The sequence below is a fragment of the Myxococcus llanfairpwllgwyngyllgogerychwyrndrobwllllantysiliogogogochensis genome (genome assembly GCF_006636215.1).
Taxonomy (GTDB): domain Bacteria; phylum Myxococcota; class Myxococcia; order Myxococcales; family Myxococcaceae; genus Myxococcus; species Myxococcus llanfairpwllgwyngyllgogerychwyrndrobwllllantysiliogogogochensis.
The window spans coordinates 1-20591 of the sequence record NZ_VIFM01000148.1 but is presented as its reverse complement, the minus strand read 5'-3'; the positions used below and the strand labels follow the sequence as shown (position 1 = coordinate 20591).

The 20591-nt window shown below is 68.9% G+C and carries 17 protein-coding genes; 11 read left to right on the top strand and 6 right to left on the bottom strand.

Features of this window, described 5'->3' with window-relative positions; translation table 11 throughout:
- Window positions 1-225 precede the first annotated feature (225 nt).
- The 5 genes from FJV41_RS30165 to cglE all read left to right on the top strand — a co-directional run bounded on the left by FJV41_RS30165 (window position 226) and on the right by cglE (window position 8727).
- Entirely contained in the window at window positions 226-3888 is a 3663-nt protein-coding gene (locus FJV41_RS30165) for a tetratricopeptide repeat protein (protein ID WP_141646037.1), read from the top strand.
- Window positions 3885-5381 carry a tetratricopeptide repeat protein gene (locus FJV41_RS30160; RefSeq protein WP_141646036.1) on the top strand — a complete coding sequence of 499 codons (1497 nt, stop codon included), beginning with the start codon at window positions 3885-3887 and terminating at the stop codon, window positions 5379-5381. Before FJV41_RS30165 ends, FJV41_RS30160 begins: the two co-directional genes overlap by 4 nt.
- Before the next feature lie 181 nt (window positions 5382-5562).
- Entirely contained in the window at window positions 5563-5856 is a 294-nt protein-coding gene (locus FJV41_RS30155) for a hypothetical protein (RefSeq protein WP_141646035.1), read from the top strand.
- A 51-nt stretch (window positions 5857-5907) separates the two neighbouring features.
- Window positions 5908-7956 carry a TonB family protein gene (locus FJV41_RS30150; protein WP_141646034.1) on the top strand — a complete coding sequence of 683 codons (2049 nt, stop codon included), beginning with the start codon at window positions 5908-5910 and terminating at the stop codon, window positions 7954-7956.
- A gap of 168 nt (window positions 7957-8124) precedes the next feature.
- Complete coding sequence (cglE, locus tag FJV41_RS30145) at window positions 8125-8727, top strand: adventurous gliding motility protein CglE (protein ID WP_141646033.1); 603 nt, start codon at window positions 8125-8127, stop codon at window positions 8725-8727.
- A 12-nt stretch (window positions 8728-8739) separates the two neighbouring features.
- On the opposite strand, the gene FJV41_RS30140 is transcribed toward cglE, so the two are convergent.
- A complete protein-coding gene (locus tag FJV41_RS30140; protein WP_141646032.1) occupies window positions 8740-9501 on the bottom strand; it encodes an SDR family NAD(P)-dependent oxidoreductase in 762 nt (253 codons plus the stop codon).
- A complete protein-coding gene (locus tag FJV41_RS30135; protein ID WP_141646031.1) occupies window positions 9498-9977 on the bottom strand; it encodes a DUF1772 domain-containing protein in 480 nt (159 codons plus the stop codon). The genes FJV41_RS30140 and FJV41_RS30135 overlap by 4 nt, the downstream gene beginning before the upstream one ends.
- 157 nt (window positions 9978-10134) lie before the next feature.
- On the opposite strand from FJV41_RS30135, the gene FJV41_RS30130 reads away from it, so the two are divergent.
- A complete protein-coding gene (locus FJV41_RS30130; protein ID WP_141646030.1) occupies window positions 10135-10590 on the top strand; it encodes a MarR family winged helix-turn-helix transcriptional regulator in 456 nt (151 codons plus the stop codon).
- Window positions 10591-10785: 195 nt separating this feature from the next.
- Here FJV41_RS30130 and typA read toward each other — a convergent pair whose 3' ends face one another.
- The 3 genes from typA to FJV41_RS30115 all read right to left on the bottom strand — a co-directional run bounded on the left by typA (window position 10786) and on the right by FJV41_RS30115 (window position 15368).
- On the bottom strand, window positions 10786-12633 hold the full coding sequence (gene typA, locus FJV41_RS30125) for a translational GTPase TypA (RefSeq protein ID WP_141646029.1): 1848 nt from the start codon (window positions 12631-12633) through the stop codon (window positions 10786-10788).
- Between the two features lie 213 nt (window positions 12634-12846).
- A complete protein-coding gene (locus tag FJV41_RS30120) occupies window positions 12847-13788 on the bottom strand; it encodes an alpha/beta fold hydrolase (RefSeq protein ID WP_141646028.1) in 942 nt (313 codons plus the stop codon).
- Entirely contained in the window at window positions 13785-15368 is a 1584-nt protein-coding gene (locus tag FJV41_RS30115) for a sigma 54-interacting transcriptional regulator (protein ID WP_141646027.1), read from the bottom strand. The genes FJV41_RS30120 and FJV41_RS30115 overlap by 4 nt, the downstream gene beginning before the upstream one ends.
- A 107-nt stretch (window positions 15369-15475) precedes the next feature.
- On the opposite strand from FJV41_RS30115, the gene FJV41_RS30110 reads away from it, so the two are divergent.
- The 5 genes from FJV41_RS30110 (at window position 15476) to FJV41_RS30090 (ending at window position 19969) form a co-directional block, all read left to right on the top strand.
- On the top strand, window positions 15476-16465 hold the full coding sequence (locus FJV41_RS30110; RefSeq protein ID WP_141646026.1) for a cation diffusion facilitator family transporter: 990 nt from the start codon (window positions 15476-15478) through the stop codon (window positions 16463-16465).
- Between the two features lie 112 nt (window positions 16466-16577).
- Complete coding sequence (locus tag FJV41_RS30105) at window positions 16578-17615, top strand: hypothetical protein (protein ID WP_141646025.1); 1038 nt, start codon at window positions 16578-16580, stop codon at window positions 17613-17615.
- A 26-nt stretch (window positions 17616-17641) separates the two neighbouring features.
- Window positions 17642-18199 carry a 16S rRNA (guanine(966)-N(2))-methyltransferase RsmD gene (gene rsmD / locus FJV41_RS30100; RefSeq protein ID WP_141646024.1) on the top strand — a complete coding sequence of 186 codons (558 nt, stop codon included), beginning with the start codon at window positions 17642-17644 and terminating at the stop codon, window positions 18197-18199.
- A 45-nt stretch (window positions 18200-18244) separates the two neighbouring features.
- Window positions 18245-18727: a pantetheine-phosphate adenylyltransferase gene (coaD, locus tag FJV41_RS30095; RefSeq protein WP_141646023.1), complete on the top strand. Its 483-nt coding sequence runs from the start codon at window positions 18245-18247 to the stop codon at window positions 18725-18727.
- A gap of 51 nt (window positions 18728-18778) precedes the next feature.
- Window positions 18779-19969 (top strand): pyridoxal phosphate-dependent aminotransferase, encoded by a 1191-nt coding sequence (locus FJV41_RS30090; protein WP_141646022.1) that lies wholly within the window; start codon window positions 18779-18781, stop codon window positions 19967-19969.
- Between the two features lie 52 nt (window positions 19970-20021).
- On the opposite strand, the gene FJV41_RS30085 is transcribed toward FJV41_RS30090, so the two are convergent.
- Window positions 20022-20591 (bottom strand): hypothetical protein (locus tag FJV41_RS30085; RefSeq protein WP_246137511.1); only part of this gene is annotated, 570 nt, incomplete at its 5' end.

The following is a 20591-nucleotide window of genomic DNA, read 5'->3' as shown; positions in this document are numbered from 1 at the left end:
CGCCATGGGCCACGGTTGCCCAGACATCGTCCACGAGGGGACCTCCTTGGCGCACATCAGGTGCCGGGGTGGTCCCCTTCGGCGTTGTTGGTGCGCTGCATGCCATCGCAAGAGGCGTTCCACGCCACTTCTCATTCGTGGAGTGCGCGTCTACTTTCGTTCGTCCCTCGTGCCCGGGCGAACGGCTGCTCGGTGGTCGGGGCGGCTTCACAGTCGGGAGCTCGCATGAAGGTGGTGCTTCGTTTCGGTGCGCTGGCGGTGGGCGTGGCGCTCGCTACTGGCGGCGGGGTGGGAGAGGCGGCGGAAGCGCCAGCGCGCAAGGCGATGAAGAAGCCCGCGGCGTCGTCGGCGTCGAAGACGTCCGGTGCGGCGGGCGCGGCGAAGAAGGGCGCCCAGGCGAAGAAGGCGGAGGAGAAGGCGGCGCCACCGCCGGGTGTCGCGCCGGAGGACGTGCGGCGCGGTCCGGCGCGCGTGAAGCCCGCCACCGCCAAGTTCGCCGACATTCCTCGCATCGCGGACTCGCGCAAGAACGCGCTGGCGGACAAGAAGCGCGACGAGGCGATTGAAGCCTTCAAGCGCCTCATCCCCAAGCTCCAGGACGGCAATCAGCAGAAGGCGGAGATGCTCTACCGCCTGTCGGAGCTGTACTGGGAGAAGTCCAAGTACCTCTACCAGTTGGAGATGGACCGCTTCCTCGCGGAGGAGAAGAAGTTCGACGCGGCCCAGGCGCGGGGCGAGAAGCTGGAGGCCCCCAAGCAGGACCATCGCGAGAGCGAGCGCTACCGCACGGAGACGATGGGCATCTACGAGGACATCCTCCGGGGATACCCGCAGTACCCGCAGCGCGACGAGGTCCTCTTCTCCATGGGCTACAACCTCTACGAGCTGGGCCGGCGTGACGACGCCGTGGCCCGCTACGAGGAGCTCATCAAGGACTTCCCTCGTTCGCAGTTCGTGCCGGACGCGTACATCCAGCTCGGCAATCACTACTTCGAGTCGAACAAGCTCATCCCCGCCAAGGCCAACTACGAGAAGGCCCGCGACTCCGGGGTGCCGAAAATCTACGGCTACGCCGTCTACAAGCTGTCCTGGTGCGACTACAACACCGGCGACTACGACGCGGGCCTGAAGAAGCTGCACGAAGTCGTGGACTACGCCGCGAAGCAGCCGGAGCTGGGGGACCTGCGCACCGAGGCGCTCAATGACTTGACGGTCTTCTACGTCCAGTTGGATCAGCCCAAGCAGGCCATCTCGTACTTCCGCGAGAAGGCGCCGGCGAAGCGCCAGGGCCGGCTCATCGCCAAGACGGCCGCGGGCCTGGTGGACGCGGGTCACTTCGACAGCGCCATCCTGCTCTACCGCACGCTCATCGACGACGAGCCCATGGGCGTCAGCGCGCCCGAGTACCAGCAGGCCGTCGTCCGCGCCTTCGAGGGTCTGCGCCAGCGGCAACAGGTCCGCAAGGAGATGAAGCGGATGGTGGACCTCTACAGCCCGGGTGGCGAGTGGTGGAAGTCCAACGAGGGCAAGGCCCCCGTGCTGCGCAACGCCTTCAACGTCACGGAAGAGGCGATGCGGGTGATGGTGACGGAGTACCACCAGGAGGCGCAGAAGACGCGCCAGGTGGAGACGTACCGGCTCGCGCGCGACATCTACAAGCAGTACGTGGAGGCGTTCGCCTCCAGCTCCAACCCGGAGTACGTGGCGGACTCCGCCTTCAACCTTCGCTTCTTCTACGCGGAAATCCTCTGGGCGCTCGAGGAGTGGCAGGCCGCCGCGGCCGAGTACGACGCGGTGGTGGCGTTCAAGATTCCGGACCGCGACTCCGCGCGAGAGGTCTCCAGCGAGAGCTACCGCAAGAGCGCCGCGTTCAACGCCATCCTCGCCTACGACAAGCTGGTCAAAATCGAGCGCGGTCAGCTCGCGAAGAGCGACCTCAAGGACGGCCAGAAGGTCGACGAGAAGAAGGACAAGGGCGACGTCGCGCGGCAGAAGATCGTCAAGCGTGACGCGAAGGAGAAGGAAGAGGAGTCCCTCACGAAGTTCGAGGAGCGACTGGTCTCCGCGTGCGACACGTACGTGAAGCTCTACCCGGACACGCAGGATGAAATCGACCTGCGCTACCAGGCGGCCGTCATCCTCTATGACCGCAGCCACTTCGTGGACGCGGCGCGGCGGTTCGGCGAAATCATCGAGAAGTTCCCCGAGGAGCGTCGCTCTCGTGACGCCGCGGACCTCACCATGTACGTGCTGGAGAGCCGCCAGGAGTGGCTGGAGCTCGCCACGCTGTCGCGCAAGTTCCTCGACAACAAGAAGCTGGCCAAGCCCGGCTCCGACTTCGCGCTTCGCGTGGGCCGCGTGGTGGAGGGCAGCCACTACAAGTGGGTGGACGAGGTCGTCTACAAGCAGGAGAAGAACCCGAAGAAGGCCGCCGAGGAGTTCCTCAAGTTCGTGAAGGAGTTCCCCAGGTCGGAGAACGCCGACCGCGCGCTCGTCTACGCCATGTCCATTGCCCAGGAGGCCGGCGAGCTGGACCGGGGCATCGAGGCGGGTGAGCGCGTCCTGGCCGAGTACCCGCGCAGCCCCTTCGAGCTGAAGGCGCGCTACACGCTGGCGGGCCTCTACGAGAAGGTCGCCGACTACCGCAAGGCGGCGACGCTGGCCGAGTCCTTCGTGGCCCAGTACGACGCCGCGCTCAAGGCCGGCGAGGCCGACGGGAAGAAGGCGAAGGACGCTCGCGCGAAGACGACGGCGAAGAAGAGCGACACGCCGGGGGGCGAGGAGGACGCGGACTCGCGCCGCTCGCAGAAGGCCGCCGAGCGCAAGGCGCTGGTGGCCGAGGCGGGGGCCTGGGTGGCGGATGCCCAGTTCAACGCGGGCGTGTGGTGGGAGGGCGCCGGTGAAGCCCAGAAGGCCGTGGCCGCCTACAACGCCTACGTGACGCGCTTCCGTGAGCGCAAGGACGTGCCGCAGGTGGCCTACTCGGCCGCGCTCGTCTGGGAGAAGGAGCGCAAGTGGAGCGAGGCGGCCCGTGCGTTCGGCGCCTTCGCGGACGGCTACGGACGGGACTCGCGTGCGACGCCCGCGCAGCTCTATCTGGCGCGCTACCACGAGCTGCTCGCGTGGCAGCAGCTCAAGAACGCGCGCGAGCAGGAGCGCGTGCAGGCGGAGTTGGTGCGCGCGTACGGTCGGCTGCCCGAGGCGGTGCGCAAGGAGGACGCGCCGCTCAACGCGTACGCCCACGCGCGCTTCCTGGCGCTGGAGCCCACGTGGAAGCGCTACTCGGACATCCGCTTCACGCGGGTGAGCACCATCCGCAGGGACCTGGCCGCCAAGCAGCGCGAAATCCAGCGCATCGAAAAGGAGTACCTCGCGGTGCTCTCCACGGGCTCGGGCGAGTGGGGCATCGCCTCGCTGACGCGCATCGGCCTGGCCTACGCGGACTTCGCTCGCAACATCATGGACTCGCCGGACCCGACGGGGCTCGATGAGGACCAGCTCGGCATGTACCGCGCGGAGCTGGAGAACCTCGCGCTGCCCCTCGAGGACAAGGCCAACGAGGCGCTGGAGAAGGCGCTGGAGAAGTCCTACGAGCTGGGGCTCTACGGCCCCTGGACGCTGGCCGCGCAGGACCAGGTGAACCGCTTCCACCCGGGCGCCTATGCGCAGGTGAGGCAGGTGGGCTACCGCAGCAGCGACACGCTCGCGACGGCCGACCTCGCGAAGGAGTCCGGAGGGGCCGCGGGCGCCACCGCCACGCCGGCACCGCCCCCGGACTCGAACGCCCCCACGGCTCCCGCTGAGCCGAAGGACGGCGCTCCGAAGCCGCCAGCCTCCGAGGACAGAACGCAGGCACCCACGGCCGCGGTGCAGGAGGTGCGGCCATGACTCGCGACACGTCGAAGACTTCCACGGGAATGATGCCGATGAAATGGTTCCGCTCGCTCGTCGTCGGCTCGCTGGCCTTCACGGCCGGGTGCGCTTCGGGTCCTCAGCAGAAGCCCTCCGCGCTGCCGACGAAGCAGGCGCCCTCCGCGCCGGCCTCCTCGACGACGCCCTCCCAGCTCGCGCGGCCGGAGGCGAAGGAGGCCAGCGCCTCCGACCACTTCACCCAGGCCATCCAGGCCTATGAGGCCGGAGACCTGGACGCCGCCCGTCAGGGCTTCGAGAAGGTGCTGGCGAAGTCGCCGCAGAGCCTCAACTCGCAGTTCAACCTGGGCGTCATCGCCGAGCGCCAGGGCCGCGTGGACGACGCGCGCAACGCCTACGAGAAGGTGCTCCTGCTGGAGCCGGCGCACACGCCCTCGGTGGTCAACCTGGCCAGCGTCTACCGCAAGCAGGAGCGGGGGGATGATGCGATTGCCCTCTTCGAGAAGGCGCTGAAGGCACCCGGCCACGCGCACGACGCGGCGCTGCTCAACGGCCTCTCCGCGACCTACCGACAACTGGGCAAGCTGGACCAGTCCGAGCTCACCGCGCGCCGCGTGCTGGAGCGCAACAAGGACCACCCGGACGCGTACAAGAACCTGGCGTACGTGGCGTACGCTCGTGAGAAGTACCGCCTCGCGGAGCTGCTCGTGGGCACCGCGCGCAAGCACGCGGAGAAGGACCCGTCCCTCTACAACCTGCTGGGCATGGTCTACCTGAAGCTCGACGAGCGGCCGCGCGCGCTCGCGCAGTTCCAGAAGGCCGTGTCGCTCGACGAGAAGTACGCCCCGGGCCACCTCAACCTCGGTGCCCTGGCGCTCAGCTACCGCGACTACGCGGGCGCCGAGCGGGCCTTCACCCGCGCGCTCGAACTGGAGCCGGACTCCACGGAGGCGCGCCTGTCGCTGGCCTGGGCGCTGGATGGACAGAAGGGGCGCGACTCGAAGAAGGGCATCGCGGCGGGCGAGGCGTTCGAGAAGGTGCTCGCCAATCGCGCGGACCTGCCCGAGGCCGTGTGCGGCGCGGGCTGGGCCTTCGCCTCGGACCGCACGGGCTGGGAGCGCGCCGTGGCCTTCCTGGACCGCTGCAAGTCACTGGAGTCCACCACTGAACAAGAGCGGCAGATGATCACCGCCAAGGTCCAGGGCCTCCAGAACATGCTCAAGGCCCCACCGCCCGAGGCCGCCACCGCTGGCTCGGAAGGCGAGAAGAAGGACGAAGCCACCGGTGGCGCGGGCTCCATGCTGAACCAGCTCCCGCAGGACGCGAACGCGCCCACGGAGGCCACGCCTCCTCCCGCGGAAGGCGCCGGGGCAGCCGAAGGGGCGACGACGCCCGAGGCAACCGAGAGCGCTCCAGCGGAGGCCGCGCAGCCGAGCGGTGAGGGCACGGGCACATCTGCTCCCGCGCCGGTGCCGGCGCCCCAGGGTGCGAGCGCTCCGCCCACGAAGTAGGACGGCAGGGATGACAGGGTCTGGGGGAAGTTTTTTCCATCCTCCAGGCCCCCACGTGGAAGGCGGCGAGCGAGTTCCATAGGATTCAGGGACTTGGATTTGGATCGCCCCGTGCAAGGACTCGCGGGTACCTCTTCGAGAACCCGCTGTCACACCCGAGGAAGCAACAGGAGGGCTGGGTATGAGGCGTCTGGCATCGACGGTGACGGTGGTGGGGCTGCTGTTCAGTGCGCCAGTGGCGATGGCGCAGGAGCAGGGTCAATCGAAGGACACGGTGAAGATCGTCCAGGAGGAGGACCGCACGGTCTTCCGGAAGAAGACGGTGATCGATTTCACCGATGTCGCGGTGGAGGGCGAGCTGACGAAGCCGGAAGGCTCATACGTGCTCCACCGCAAGAAGACGGACTTCCAGAGTCTCATCAAGGTCCGGGAGAACTTCGACCCGGAGCTTCAGAAGTCCGTCGACAACCTCTAGCGGCGGCGGTCAGGCGTTTTCGGGAGCGGAAGGGAAGAAGGAAGAATCCTCATGGCGGCGGCGAAGAACAACGGCTTGACCCTTCGAATCACGGGGCCTGATGGCTCCACGGTGGAAACCGTGTCGGAGGCGGAGAGCGTTATCGTGGGGTCGGGCGCCCAAGCGGCGGTGAAGATTCAGGATCCGCGGGTCTCCAATCTCCATGTGATGCTCAAGGTAGACAAGGACGGCTCGGTCACGGCCATCGACCTCGGGAGCGAGGGCGGCACGGAGGTGAGTGGCCAGAAGCTGGTCATCCCCACGGCGCTCAAACCCGGGGACGTGCTTCGCGTGGGCGGCACGCGGGTGGAGGTCCTCTTCGGAGGCGACCCACCCGAGCGCCAGGCTCCCGCGGGAGCCAAGGTGTCCGGACCGCGCTTCCAGGGCTCGGTGACGCAGCGGGCGCCGACACCGGTGCCCATGGCGATACCGCAGGTGGTGACACCGCCCTCGGCGGGAGCAGGCCAGACGCGCGGAGGGTTCGTCTTCACGAGCCCTCGCTCGGAGCCTGCCCAGTCCGTGGGCGGACTGCGCGCCGAGCGGGTGACTCCGCCCGCGGTGAATCGCGTGGGGCCTCCACCTCCGCCTCCGGCGGCACGGGTGGAGCGGCCTGCTCCGGTTTCGCCTGTCGCCGTGGCGCCCAGGCGCGCGGTGCTTCCCCACCTGCAGGAGCAGCTCCCGCTCGAGGCGATGCCCACGGCCCGGGAGAAGGTGCTCCAGGTGTCGATGCTGTGGGGTGACACGCTGCTGCAGGTGCAGCACTTCAAGGACGGTGTCCCCGTCACCATCGGCGAGGGGAAGAAGAACTTCTTCAACGTCTATGTGCCCTCGGTGGGCAAGCGGTACGAGCTGGCGGTGAGCCGGGGGGACGTGCTGGAGGTGCACGTGCCTGCGGGCTCGGGTGCCATCGTCACCGAGCGTGGGAACGTGAAGTCGAAGGACGCGCTGCGCGCGGCGGGGCAGCTCACCGGGACGGCGGAGGACAAGGAGCAGGTCTTCAAGCTGGGCCTGCATGACCGGGTGGAGGTGTCGCTCGGCACGGTGGCCTTCGTGGCGCGGTACGTGAAACCGTCGCCGGTCATCGCGGCCAACGCGCTGGTGGAGGCGGACTACACGTTCTTCAAGATCGCCACCATCTGCCTGATGGCGGGCGTGGCGGTGGTGCTGGCGATGGCGCTGACGCCGCGCGCGGAGCGGGCGCCGCACGACGACATCTTCGAGTCCCAGCAGCGCGTGGCGAAGTTCCTCGTCACGCCGGAGAAGAAGCTGGAGCAGAAGAAGCTCCAGCTCACCGGCGTGGAGGAGGGCGTGAAGGCGAAGGACGAGGAGGGCAAGTTCGGCAAGGAGGACGCGAAGCAGGCGGAAGCGGCTCCGTCCAAGCCCGGCACGCCCGTCGTCGACAAGACGAAGAAGGAGAAGGACCGCCAGGTGGTGGGCAAGGTCGGCCTGCTGGGCGCGTTCAAGGGCATGAAGGGCGGCGCCTCGGACGTGTTCGGCCCGGGCGGCTTCGGCACCGGCCTGAACAACGCGCTGGGTGGCCTCAAGGGCGGCGCGGCCATGGGTGACGCGCAGGGCGTGGGTGGCCTGGGCTCTCGTGGCGGAGGCACCGGTGGTGGCGGCACGGCCATGGGCATCGGTGGCCTGGGCACCAAGGGGGACGGACGTGGCGCGGGTGGCTCGGGCGGCATCGACCTGGGCGGCCGTGGCAAGTCCATCACCAAGGTCATCCCTGGCAAGACGACCGTGGTCGGCGGCCTGGACAAGGACGTCATCGCCAAGGTCATCCGGCGGCACCAGAACGAGATCAAGTACTGCTACGAGTCGGAGCTGAACAAGGAGCCGAGTCTGGCGGGCAAGGTCGCGGTGGCGTTCACCATCGACCCGACGGGCGCGGTGTCCGACGCCACTGTCTCCGAGTCGACGCTGGGCAACTCCCGCGCGGAGCAGTGCATGATTTCCCGCATCCGCCGCTGGAAGTTCCCGGAGCCCAAGGGCGGCGGCGTGGTGGCGGTGACGTATCCGTGGATGTTCTCGCCCGCGGGTTCCGAGGGCGAGGGCTGATAGCGGACGCGGGCGCTGTTGGGACGCCCTGAGCGTCCCTCAAGTGGCGTGGACGGAACGGTCCACGCCACTTTCGTTTCAGCCCCTCATTGCCGAAGTGAGGGGGGCGTCACTAACGTCCGGCGCCGCTTCCGGTTGGACCGGGAGGGCACCGCGTGGGGAGGACCCGTGAAGAAGTCCCAGCTGGTTGCCGCGCTTGCGCTGCTGTCGACTCCGGCCCTCGCGGCCACGCCCCCGGAAGGGGTGGACTTTCAGCCGCGCCGCGGCTTCTACACCGACACCAACATCGGCGTGTTCTTCACCGTGGGCGGTGAGAACGCGTACTCGAACGCGCAGACCTACCTGCAGCTCGGGGTGGGCTATGACCTGACGGAGCGCATCTCGCTGGGCGCGCACTTCGGCATGGGCTCGTCCGCGCAGAACTGCTTCGCGGGCTATCTGCCGGGCACGGAGACGTGCGCGCTCTCCGACAACTTCACCATGCAGTTCCTGGACGTCACGGCCGCGTACCACGTGCGGCTGATGGACCGGCTGTACCTGACGCCCAAACTCGTCGCTGGCTACACGCGGATGGACCCCGCGCCGGTGGACCCGGACGAGGGAGATCCGGGCCGGGCCATCAGCTCGCCCAACGCGGGCGTGGGTGTGGGGCTTGAGTACGCCACGGGCATGGACCACTTCTCCGTGGGCGCGGACCTGCTGGCCCGCTACGTCATCGGCCCCAACATCACCTCCTTCGCCATCTTCCCGAAGGTGAAGTACACGTTCTGAGCCCCACCGCGCTCAGGCGCCCGCGAGCCTGCCTCCGTCGACAGCGAGCGTCGTTCCCGTGATGAACGACGCCGCGTCCGAGCACAGCCAGGTCACGGCCCGAGCGACCTCTTCCGGAGTCCCGATGCGTCCCATGGGCACCGCGCGGACGATGGGTGCCCGGCGCTCCTCGGGGAGCTGCTGGATGCGGCCGGTGAGGATGGGCCCCGGGGCGACGACGTTGAGCCGGATGCCCTGGTCCGCGTAGTCGAGCGCGGCGGAGCGCGTGAGCCCGATGATGGCGTGTTTGGTCGCGCTGTAGCCCCCCATGCCCCGCACGCCCTGGAGCCCCGCGGTGGACGCCATGTTGACGATGGCACCCCCGCCGGACGCGAGCATCGCGGTGAGCTGATGCTTCATGGCGAGGAAGAAGCCTCGCACGTTGATGCGCCAGGCGCGGTCCAGGTCCTCGACGGAGAGCTTCGCCAGGGGCGCGGGCATGTGCCCATCCGCGGCGTTGTTGAAGGCCGCGTCCAGCCGACCGAACCGCGCGACGGTGGTGCGGACCAGGGCCTCGATGGACGCCTCGTCGCCCAGGTCCGTGGGGACGGGGAGGGCGGTGCCTCCCTGCGCTTCGATGTCAGCGGCGAGCGCGCGCAGGGCGTCCTCGGAACGCGCCGCCAGCACCACGGAGGCGCCCGCGTCCGCGAACGTCCGGGCTGTCACCGCGCCGATGCCCCGGCTGGCGCCGAGGACGATGGCGACCTTGCCGCTCAACGGGCCGTGGCTCGTCATGACGCCGCCTCCCACTTCGAGATGGCGCCACCCACCAGGACCCAGCCCAGCGCGAGCACGACATGGCGGCTCCAGGAGAGCTGGAGCCAGCGTTGTCCGCGCGCCGCCAGCTCCCCGTCGTAGGGCCCCTGCGCCCCCGCGGCGGCCAGGGCGTTGATCTCCGGGGCGAAGATCGCCCTCGACAGGACCCAGACCAGGACGTAGGCACCCAGGGCGCCCGCGAGCAGCTTGCGGCGAACCGGTGAGCGCCAGTTGAGCACGAGCGATGCGACGAGCGTCCCGAGCAACGCCGCCTGGAGTGGCAGCCAGAAGGCCATCGCGCTCCCGGCCCGCTCACCAATCAGCAGCAGGGACGTGGGGGGCGCCTGGAACCACGCCGGCATCACGAACAGGGCTTCGTTGATGCCCGCGCCGAGCACCAGCCCGAACAACAAGCTGCAGTACAGCAGGATGTAGAGCGACCGCTTCTTCCCCATGGTGACCTCCGTCGGGCCCGGCGTCGGCGAAGACCGAATCCCCGGCCCGTCGTCACCGGGATGATTGGGAGAAGGTTGAAGTCATTCAACTATTGAATCCGTTAAATTATGTGAAGGAGGCCTCGCAATCGAGGTGGGTGCGAGGCACATTCGGTCCATGGCTGGGGACGGCTCGAAACGGAAGGAAGCGCTGGCGGAAGAGGTCTGGCGACACTGCTTCGGCTTCTTCATGCGCACGCGCGCCCAGAGAGACCGGGTGTTGGAGCGGCTGGGCCTCACTCCCAACGATGCTCGCGCGCTTTCCAGCCTCGAGGTGGGAGCGGGGAAGGTGATGCGCGCGTTGGCGGAGGAGTGGGGGTGTGATGCCTCCAATGCGACCTGGATGGTCGACCGACTGGAGGCGCGAGGGCTGGCCGCGAGGACAGCGGACCCGAAGGACCGGCGGGTGAAGCGCGTGGCGCTGACCACGCGTGGCGCGAAGGCCCGGCGTCAGCTCCAGGAGGGGATGTACGAGCCACCGCCCGAGCTGCTCCAGCTCGACGTGGCGGAGCTGGAGCAACTGCGCGCCATCTTCGAGCGACTGGCACCCCCGCGAGGAACCGGCGACCGCTGACCCGAACCGCGGAGGCCCCGCCCGGGTGCGCTCCACCACGGGAGCCTCGGTGCGCGTGTCACCGGAGTGCGAGGGGTTGGATGTGGACCCGACCGGGACGGCCAGCCACCCCTTGAGCCCGGACGCACGAAGGGCCCGCCCCCGAAATCGGGAACGGGCCCTGGGTGCTACACCGGCCTGGAGCCGGCGTCGGGACTACTCGGCGTCGGCCGCGCGCTCTTCACGCTTGCGGTCGCGCTCGGCGCGGTAGCGCTCGCCCACGGCCAGCGACTTCTTGCGCATGCGCACGGACTTGGGCGTCACTTCCACGAGCTCGTCGTCGGCGATCCACTCCAGGGCCTTCTCCAGCCCCATCTCGCGGGGTGGGACGAGGATGACGTTCTCGTCGCGGCCAGCGGCGCGGATGTTGGTGAGCTTCTTCTCGCGGCAGCAGTTGACGTTCAGCTCGGACGGGTGAGCGTGCTCGCCGATGATCATCCCCTCGTACACGGTGATGCCGGCGGGGACGAACAGGTAGCCGCGCTCCTGGATGCTGAACAGCGCGTAGGGCACGGTGTCGCCCAGGCGGTCCGACACGATGGCGCCGTTCTGCCGCTTCGGGATGTAGCCGAACCACGGCTCGAAGCCGTCGAACTGGCTGCTCATGATGCCCTCACCGCGCGTAATCGTGAGGAACTCCGAGCGGAACCCGATGAGGCCGCGCGCGGGGATGCGGAACTGGAGGCGGGTGCGGCCCGAGCCCAGCGGCGCCATGTCCGACATGCGGCCCTTGCGAGGCCCCATGCGCTCCGTCACCACGCCGACGCTGGTCTCCGGCACGTCGCAGAACACCAGCTCCATCGGCTCGTGCAGCACGCCGTCGATGTGCTTGGTGATCGGCTCCGGGTTGGAGGCCGTCAGCTCGTAGCCCTCGCGGCGCATGTTCTCGATGATGACGGCCAGCGCGAGTTCGCCACGGCCGACGACGCGGAACGCGTCAGGCGTCTCCGTGTCCTCCACGCGCACGGCCACGTTGCGGTAGGCCTCGCGGTACAGGCGCTCACGCAGGTTGCGGGAGGTGACGAACTTGCCTTCCTTGCCCGCCAGCGGCCCGTCGTTGACCTTGAAGATCATCATCATCGTGGGCTCATCCACGGTGATGCGCGGCAGCGCCACGGGCTTCTCCGGGTCGCCGAACGTGTCGCCGATGGACACGTCCTCGATGCCGGCGATGGAGACGATTTCACCGGGGCCCGCGTCCTGGATTTCGACGCGCTTCAGACCGGAGAAGCCGAACAGCTTGACGATCTTCCCCTGCTCGACCTTGCCACCCTCGCGCACGACGGAGACGGGCATGTTCGGCGTGAAGCGACCGGCCTGCACGCGACCCACCGCGAGGCGGCCGACGTAGTCGTCGTAGTCCAGGTTCGCCACCAGCAGCTGCGGCGTCTTCTCTTCCGACGCGGACGGGGGCGGGATGTGCTTGATGATGGCGTCGTACAAGGGCTCCAGCGTCTTGCCGGGCACCTCGAGCGACGTGGACGCCTGACCCTGACGGGCCACGGTGTACAGGACGGGCATCTCCAACTGCTTATCGTCCGCGCCCAGGTCGATGTAGAGCGAGTAGACCAGATCCAGCACTTCGGGAGCGCGAGCGTCCTGACGGTCGATCTTGTTGATGACCAGCACCGTCTTCAGGCCCATGGCGAGCGCCTTGGTGAGCACGAAGCGCGTCTGGGGCAGGGGACCTTCGGCCGCGTCCACCAGCAGGATGACGCCATCGACGAGGCGCAGACCGCGCTCCACCTCACCACCGAAGTCGGCGTGGCCCGGGGTGTCGATGATGTTGATCTGCATGCCCTTGTAGCTGACCGCGGTGTTCTTCGCGAGGATGGTGATGCCCTTCTCGCGCTCGAGGTCGTTGGAGTCCATCACCCGTTCGGCGACGTGCTCGTTGCTACGGAAAGTGCCCGCCTGCCGCAGCAGGTGATCGACGAGCGTGGTCTTGCCATGGTCGACGTGGGCGACGATGGCGACGTTACGGATGTTTTCGCGAGGAATCATACGAACCAAACTGAGGTGAATGGCGGGGGGGAAGCCGCGTTGTGGACAGGTCTCCCGATCCCCACCGGAACCCGGAAGGCGGGGGCTTATATGCCGTGAGTGCGGCTCCTGCAATGAGCGCGGATGCTCCCCGGACGTTCAGCCAGGGGGTACACCCCGCCCGACAGGGTAAAGGCCGGGTATCCGGGGCATCTCGTCACCCGAGCGTCACCCTCAGGAACCCACTGGGGAGGAATTCCAGGCCTTGCCGCCCAGGGAGCCGGGGGTGGAAGGCATGCCCAGCCGCTCGCGGAGGAAGCGTTCGATGCGGACCTCGACCAGCCCCGGGGCCTCCAGGGGGGCGGTGTGGGTGCCGTCGGGGATGAGGACCAGCTCGGCGTCGGGAATCCGGGCGGCCATCTTCCGGGACAACCAGCCGGGGGTGAACTTGTCGCGCTCGCCGGCGACGACGAGGGACGGGACGTCCACGTGCAGCAGGTGGTCCCAGGCGGAGTGCTCGGACAGCGAGTCGAGCGTCCGCACGAAGACGACGGGGTCCATGCGGGCCAGGTGCTCGAAGTAGGGCGCCAGGTCGTTCCGGGCGATGCGCTCGCGATTCATCTCCAGGGAGATGGCGAGCTGCACCGCCAGCTCCGTGCGCAGCGCCGCGTGGATGAGCCGGGCGGACTGCTCGGGGAAGCGCTCCACCACCCGGCGAAGGGTGGGGAACATCTTCTTGAGGACGGTGGAGTCGTGGAAGGTGTCCAGTGGGTTGCCGTAGCTGCCACACAACAGCACCAGGCCCTGCACGCGGCTGACGTAGCGGCGGTGGAACTCCAGCGCCACCTGCACGCCCATGGAGTGGCCGAAAAGGACGGCGCGCTCCATCCCCGCCGCGTCCATCACCCGCTGCAAATCATCGCAGGTGTACAGCATCCCGATGCGCTCGCGGTCCTCGGGGATGCCGGAGCGGCCGTGGCCCCGGTAGTGCCAGCGCAGCACGCGGTGGCGCCGTGAGAGGTAGGGCGCCAGGTACTTCCAGGCGAAGCCGTCACAGCCCAGGCCGTCGCACAGCACCACGCCCGGCTCGCCGTCACCGGTGACCTGGTAGTACAGCTCCGCGCCGTCCGGGACGTGCAGGAAGTCCTGATGGAAGTAGACGGCCTGCGCGCTCATGCCTCCGCCTCCGCCTCGTCGTCCTCGGGCAGGCCCCTGTCCAACCCGTAGCGGGCGATCTTCAAGATGAGGTTGGAGCGGCTGATGCCCAGCTCCCGCGCCAGGCGGCTCTTGTTGTTGCGCGTGCGCAACAGGCCCTGGTGAATCATCTCCCGCTCCAGCGCCTCCACCGCCTCGTGCAGTCGGCCGTGGGCGCGCGGGGGGATGAACGGCCCTCCGCCGGGGACGACGGCGTCGCGGATGCGGCTGGACAAGAGCTCCGCGGGCAGCATCTCCAGGTCTCCGCCGAGCACGAGCAGCCGCTCGATTTCGTTCTCCAGCTCGCGGATGTTCCCCGGCCACGCGTAGGCGCCGAGGATGGCCAGGGCCTCGGTGGACAGGCCCCGGGTGCGTTGGCCCTCGCGGTGGTGCTTGCGCAGGAAGTGGTCGATGAGGACGGGCAGGTCATCGCGGCGCTCGCGCAGCGGCGGGAGCTGCAGGCGGATGACGTTGATGCGGTAGAAGAGGTCCTCGCGGAACTCGCCCCGCTTCACCAGCTCGCCCAGGTCCTTGTGCGTGGCGGCGACGACGCGGACGTTGACCTCCTTGTGGTGCGTGCCACCCACGGGCAGGAAGGTGCCTTCCTGTAGCACTCGCAAGAGCTTCACCTGGAGGGCGGGGGACATGTCGCCCACCTCGTCCAGGAAGAAGGTGCCGCCGTCGGCCACCTCGAACAGGCCCTTCTTGTCGCGCAGCGCGCCGGTGAAGGCGCCGCGCGTGTGGCCGAAGAGGGCGCTCTCCAGCAGGTTGTCGTTGAAGGCCGAGCAGTTCTGCACCACGAACGGCTGGTCCTTGCGCGGACCGTTGTGATGGATGGCCCGCGCCACCAGCTCCTTGCCCGTTCCCGACTCGCCGTTGATGAGGACGGTGGAGTCGGAGTTGGCCACCTTCTCCATCAGCCGGAAGATCTCCATCATCGGCCCGGAGCGGCCGATGATCTTCTCGAAGCGGTAGCGCTCCAGCGCCTCGGGGGACGGGGGCGGGGCCTGCTCCTCGCGCCGCGCCAGCTCCGACTCGTGGGTGGCGATCTCCTGCGCCGCGAACTCCAGCAGGTCCGACAGCTTCGCCAGCTCCGAGCCGTCCAGGACCGGCACGCGCTCGTCGGCGCGGTCCAGGTCGGAGAACGGTGGCGCGAACTGGAGCAGCCGCGAGCGCAGCACCTCCACGTCGCGCGCGTTGAGCATCTGCCGGGCGAAGCCCTCCACGAAGAGACAGCCCGCGTATTCGTTGTCCACGTAGAGCGGCGCGCCCACGATGCTGAAGTTGAGGTGGCAGTCGTGGAAGAGCGAGCGGCGCACCTTCTTGTTGCCCCGGAACTTCTCGTGCAGCACCCGGACCGACTGGCTGCAGCGCCGCAGGCCTTCCTTCGAGAAGAGGGAGATTCGGCAGAACGGATTGGGGGGCGGGGCAATGTCCCCACGCTGCCACTCGTGCACCACGCCATGCCGATCCGCGAAGGAGAGCTCCATCTGCCACCACTTGCGGATGACATCTCTCAGCATGATGATGGTGTGCAGGCTCTGGTGCTTCTCGAAGTCCATCCCTACCTCCGTCCGGCCCGCGCACCGGGGAGGGAACCGGGCCGTCGGAATCGCGTTTCTCACTTCTCATACCTCAGGACCGGGCTGTATCCGCACTTCTCTCTCCCGTGACTACCTCCACTCACACTCGCGGCGGGGCAGGGCATGGGCATGACCACGGGCATGACCACGGTCATCATCACCATGGGCACGGGCATGGGCACGGCCCCCGGAAGGGTGGGGTGGCGGAGGAGCGACGCAAGGACCGCACGCGGCTCATCTTCGCGCTCGTCCTGACGGCGACCATCGCCCTGGCGGAGGCGGTGGGGGGCTGGTTGACGCAGTCGCTGGCCCTGATGTCGGACGCGGGCCACATGCTGACGGACGTGTCCGCGCTGGGGCTGAGCCTCGTCGCCCTGTGGTTCGCGGGCAAGCCGGCGGACGTGAAGAAGACGTACGGCTACTACCGGATGGAGATTTTGAGCGCGCTGCTCAACGGCGTGCTGCTCCTGGGTATCACCGGCTTCATCCTCTTCGAGGCCTGGGAGCGTTTCCAGACGCCCACGCCGGTGAAGCTGGGGCCCATGGCGGTGGTGGCCACGGTGGGCCTCTTCGCGAACCTGGGCGCGCTGGGCTTCCTGCACCGCACGCACTCGATGAATGTCCGGGGGGCGTTCCTGCACGTGCTCGGCGACACGCTGTCCTCGGTGGGCGTGCTGATTGGCGCGGGCATCATGGCGCTGACCGGCTGGTTCGTGGTGGACGCCATCATCTCCGCGGTCATCTCGGTGGTCATCGTGGTGGGCGCGGTGCGGCTGGTGCGCGACGCGGTGGACGTGCTGATGGAGGCGGTGCCCTCGCACGTGGACATGCCGCAGGTGAAGGAGCTGCTCCTGCGCGTGCCCGGCGTGACGGCGGTGCATGACCTGCACGTGTGGACCATCTCCAGCGGCGTGTACGCGCTGTCCGCGCACCTGGTGGTGCTGGACCCCATGGTCTGCAACAACGACGAGATTCTCTCGGCGGTGAAGCACGACCTGTTCGACAGGTTCGGCATCGACCACACCACCATCCAGATAGAGAGCGAGACCTACGCCCACCTGGGCGAGGTGCACTGAGAGCGGGCGCTCGCCGACCTGCCCTCGTGGGTGGGGGCCGCGTAGCGCAACGGACGCTCCCTCAAGCTTCATCTTGCGCTGGGCCCCGAGGGCGGACGATTCTCCGCGCCCCATGAGCGTGCTGGACAAGGTGCTGTCATTGCGACCCGGCAACACGGTGGCCCGCGTGGGCCCGGGCTCTCGCATTCCGCTGCTCAACCCGCGTGAGCCGCTGCGCGCGCTGGAGCGCGTCCCCGTGGCGCTGCCCTGCCTGCCGGTGCAGGCGAAGGGAGCGCTGCCCGGACTGCTGCGCGCGGCGCGCTCCGAGGACGCGGTGCTCGGACTGGCGTGTCCGCACCCCACGGCGGACCGGGGCGCGGCGGAGCGCTTCGTCGCCGCGGTGCACGAGGCCGCGATGGAGGCCGAGCACTCGCGGCCCCTGTTCCTCCAGGCGGGCCCCGTGCGGGTGACGGCGGTGGACGAGGACTCGCTCGGTCCGCTGCGCGAGGGCATCTTCCGGGTGGTGGACGCGGGCTTCTCGCTGGTGTCCCTGGACCTGTCGCGGCTGGACTCCTACGCCGCCGTGGAGGCCGTCAACGCGCTGGTGGGCCCCGTGACGGAGCGGGAGCTGTCCCTGGAGTTGAGCGCCCCGGCCCCGGCGAATGGCGGCCTGCTGGACGCGTACCGCACGCTCTTGGAGGGGCTCAAGCAGTGGAAAGTGCCGGTGCGCTTCGTGCGCGTCTCGGAGCGGGATTTGGGCGGCGGCGAGCCGGACGTGGGCATGCTGCGCTCCGTGGTGGACTTGGCCGCGGAGTACGGCGCGGTGGTCTGCGTGGGAGACGTGCGCGAGGGCTTCCCCCGGACGCTGCCGACGTATGTCGCGGCCGGTGCTCGCAAGGTGGACTGCGTGGGCCCCTTCGAGCGGCTCGCGCTGGGCTCCTGGTCCGCGGACATCCGCGCGAGCGTGGAGGAGAAGTCGGCGGCCTCGGGTATGGCGGCCGGAGAGCTGCTGAGCGTGCTGGAGGACAGCCTGCCGCCCCTGGAGCCGAAGGCGAGGGAGCGACTGGAGGCGCTGTCGTTCGCGGAGGCGTCGGAGGTCTTCGCCGCGCTGGGCGCGGTGGGCACGGGCGGCTCCGTCATGCGCTTCCTCGCGGAGAACCGGGGCGAGTAGCCGCCGCGCGGTGTAGAAGGGCCGCCATGCGAATCGTCTCAGGCTCCGCGAAGGGCCGGGCCATTGCCGGCCCCAAGTCCACATCGCTTCACATCCGCCCCACGGCGGACCGTGTCCGGGAGACCATCTTCAACGTGCTGGGCCAATTCCTGGACGGGCAGAAAGTCCTGGACCTGTACGCGGGTACCGGCGCGCTGGGCCTGGAGGCCCTGTCCCGGGGCGCGGGGAACGTGGTGCTGGTGGACCAGGACCGGGAGGCCCAGGCCCTCTGTCGGCAGAACACGGACGGGCTGGGCTTCACGAGCCAGGTGGAGCTGCTCGCCCAGCCGGTGGTCCGGGCGCTCGCGTTCCTGCAGCGGCGCAACGAGCGCTTCGAGCTCATCTTCGCGGACCCGCCCTATGCCGCGCGCGTCGTCGAGACGGTGCTGGACGGGGTGACGGGGGCGGCGCTGCTTTCGCCGGGCGGAATGCTCGTGGTGGAGCACGACAAGCGGGAGAATGCCCCGGACGCCCATGCGGGGTTGACCCTGGAGGACCAGCGTCGGTTCGGGGACACCCTGGTGAGCTTCTACCGGGCGCCCTGACCATTGCTTGACCGGCATCCGGGGCCGTTCGAGACTCCCTGTCACATGCCGGTCGCCATCTACCCAGGTTCGTTCGATCCGCTCACCAACGGGCACCTGAGCCTCATTCAGCGCAGCCTGAAGATGTTCGACAAGGTCATTGTCGCCATCGCGGTGAACCCGAAGAAGACCCCTCTCTTCACCGAGGACGAGCGACGCGACTTGATTCGCGACGCCGTGAAGGACCCGAGGGTGGAGGTCGACGCCTTCCACGGTCTCCTGGTGGACTACGTCAAGCGCCGGGGGGTGAGCGTCATCGTCCGGGGGCTCCGGGCGGTGTCGGACTTCGAATACGAGTTCCAGCTCGCCAACATGAATCGCAAGCTGGCGCCCACGGTGGAGACTGTCTTCATGATGACCGGGGAGGACTACTTCTACATCTCCTCCCAGCTCGTGCGGGAAGTCGCCTCTTTCAACGGTGACGTCACGGGGCTGGTTCCGCCCAACGTGCACGAGGCCCTGAAGGCGAAGTTCGCGCGGAAGACGTAGCCCCCTTCGCGGCACTTGTCGGGCCGGCGCCGCCGCGCTACGCATTCGCGCATGAAACTCGCCCGTCGGCTCCAGGCCATCAAGCCGTCTCCAACGCTCGCTCTCAACTCCCGCGCCAAGGCGCTCGCGGCCCAAGGCGTGGACGTGGTGGCCCTGGCGGCCGGCGAGCCGGACTTCGACACCCCGGACTACATCAAGCAGGCGGCCATCGACGCGCTGAAGGCCGGCTTCACGAAGTACACGGCCACGGCGGGAATCCCCGAGCTGCGCGAGGCCATCTGCCGCAAGCTGGAGCGCGACAACGGGCTGCGCTTCACGCCGGAGCAGGTGCTCGTCACGTCCGGTGGCAAGCAGGCGCTCTACAACTTCTGCCAGGCGGTGCTGGACGAGGGCGACGAGGTCCTCATCTTCTCGCCGTACTGGGTCAGCTATCCGGACATGGTGCGGCTGGCGGGTGCCACGCCCATCATCGTCGCCACGCGCGAGGAGGACGGCTTCGCGCCGGACCCGGACGCCATCCGCCGCGCGCTCACGCCGCGCACGCGCGCCGTCATCATCAACAGCCCGGGCAACCCCACGGGCGCGGTGTACTCGCGCGCCGCGCTGGAGGGCATCGCCGACGCCGTGCGCGGCCATGACTGCCTCATCGTCACGGACGACATCTACGAGAAGCTCCTCTACACGGGCGAGCGGCTGGGCATCAGCGACGTGGCGCCGGACCTGGTGCCCCGGCTGGTGGTCGTCAACGGGATGAGCAAGGCGTACTCCATGACGGGCTGGCGCATGGGCTACGCGGCGGGGCCCCGGCCGGTGCTGTCCGCGATGCAGCTGGTGCAGGACCAGTCCACCTCCAACGCTTCGTCCATTGGCCAGAAGGCCGCGCTGGCCGCGCTGCAGGGGCCTCCGGACACCATCGCGATGATGGTGACGGAGTACCGCGCGCGCCGGGACTTCTTCGTGGGCGGCCTCAACGCGCTGGACGGGGTGCGGTGCCGGATGCCGGAGGGCGCCTTCTACGCGCTCGCGGACGTCCGGGGCCTCTACGGGCGGCCCTACAAGGGCAAGGCCGTGACGGGCTCCCTGCAGCTGTCGGAGATCCTTCTCGACGACTTCCGCGTGGCCGCCGTGCCGGGAGACCCGTTCGGCGCGGAGGGGTACATCCGCATGAGCTTCGCCACCTCGCGCGAGGTGCTCGGCAAGGGGCTTACGCGGCTGGGCGAGCTGGTCCAGGCGCTGCGCTGAAACCCCGGACTCGAGCCCCGGCGTCCCCCAGAGGGTGTCGCCGGGGTGAGGCTCAGTCCGTGTAGGCGAAGGCGCGGTGCTCGTCGCCGTACGGCTTGTAGACGAAGACGCCGGCGCGGCCGGAGAGGTTGCCCACGGCGACCCAGATGTCCTTCATGTTGCGCAGGTCCAGCCCGAGCCGGGCGGGGGCCTTGCCATACTTCTTCTCCATCGCCTCCAGCGTCATCACCTCCACGTCGAAGAGGGTGACCAGGTCCGTGCGCTTGAGGCGCAGCTGCTTCACCCACGCGGCCACCAGCTCCTCGGGTGTGCCGAAGCGCTTCTCCTCGAGCTGGAACGGGTAGAACAGCTCGTTGGCGGTGCTGCGCACGTCGCCCGTCAGCAGGCACTGGAAGAGGAAGCGCGCGCTCGTCTGGATGTCGCGCATCTTCACTTCTGTCGCCGACACCGGTCCCTCATCCGGAACGGGCGGGGGCAGCGCGAGGTCGGCCTTGGGCTGGGCTTGCGGTGGCATGGCGGCCGTCGTGGGCGGCGCCATGGGCTGGGCGGGTGGCGGCGTGGCCGCTGTCGCGGGCTTGGGCGCGGGAGGAGGCGCGGGGGCCTTCTCCGCGGTGGGCCTGGG

Coding starts and splice junctions, on each gene's coding strand:
- FJV41_RS30130 (WP_141646030.1), top strand. CDS start 10,135: ATGGCTGGGGACGGCTCGAAACGGAAGGAAGCGCTGGCGGAAGAGGTC.
- rsmD (WP_141646024.1), top strand. CDS start 17,642: ATGCGAATCGTCTCAGGCTCCGCGAAGGGCCGGGCCATTGCCGGCCCC.
- typA (WP_141646029.1), bottom strand. CDS start 12,633: ATGATTCCTCGCGAAAACATCCGTAACGTCGCCATCGTCGCCCACGTC.
- FJV41_RS30150 (WP_141646034.1), top strand. CDS start 5,908: ATGGCGGCGGCGAAGAACAACGGCTTGACCCTTCGAATCACGGGGCCT.
- coaD (WP_141646023.1), top strand. CDS start 18,245: ATGCCGGTCGCCATCTACCCAGGTTCGTTCGATCCGCTCACCAACGGG.
- FJV41_RS30120 (WP_141646028.1), bottom strand. CDS start 13,788: ATGAGCGCGCAGGCCGTCTACTTCCATCAGGACTTCCTGCACGTCCCG.
- FJV41_RS30140 (WP_141646032.1), bottom strand. CDS start 9,501: ATGACGAGCCACGGCCCGTTGAGCGGCAAGGTCGCCATCGTCCTCGGC.
- FJV41_RS30115 (WP_141646027.1), bottom strand. CDS start 15,368: ATGGACTTCGAGAAGCACCAGAGCCTGCACACCATCATCATGCTGAGA.
- FJV41_RS30135 (WP_141646031.1), bottom strand. CDS start 9,977: ATGGGGAAGAAGCGGTCGCTCTACATCCTGCTGTACTGCAGCTTGTTG.
- FJV41_RS30160 (WP_141646036.1), top strand. CDS start 3,885: ATGACTCGCGACACGTCGAAGACTTCCACGGGAATGATGCCGATGAAA.
- FJV41_RS30165 (WP_141646037.1), top strand. CDS start 226: ATGAAGGTGGTGCTTCGTTTCGGTGCGCTGGCGGTGGGCGTGGCGCTC.
- FJV41_RS30155 (WP_141646035.1), top strand. CDS start 5,563: ATGAGGCGTCTGGCATCGACGGTGACGGTGGTGGGGCTGCTGTTCAGT.
- FJV41_RS30090 (WP_141646022.1), top strand. CDS start 18,779: ATGAAACTCGCCCGTCGGCTCCAGGCCATCAAGCCGTCTCCAACGCTC.
- FJV41_RS30105 (WP_141646025.1), top strand. CDS start 16,578: ATGAGCGTGCTGGACAAGGTGCTGTCATTGCGACCCGGCAACACGGTG.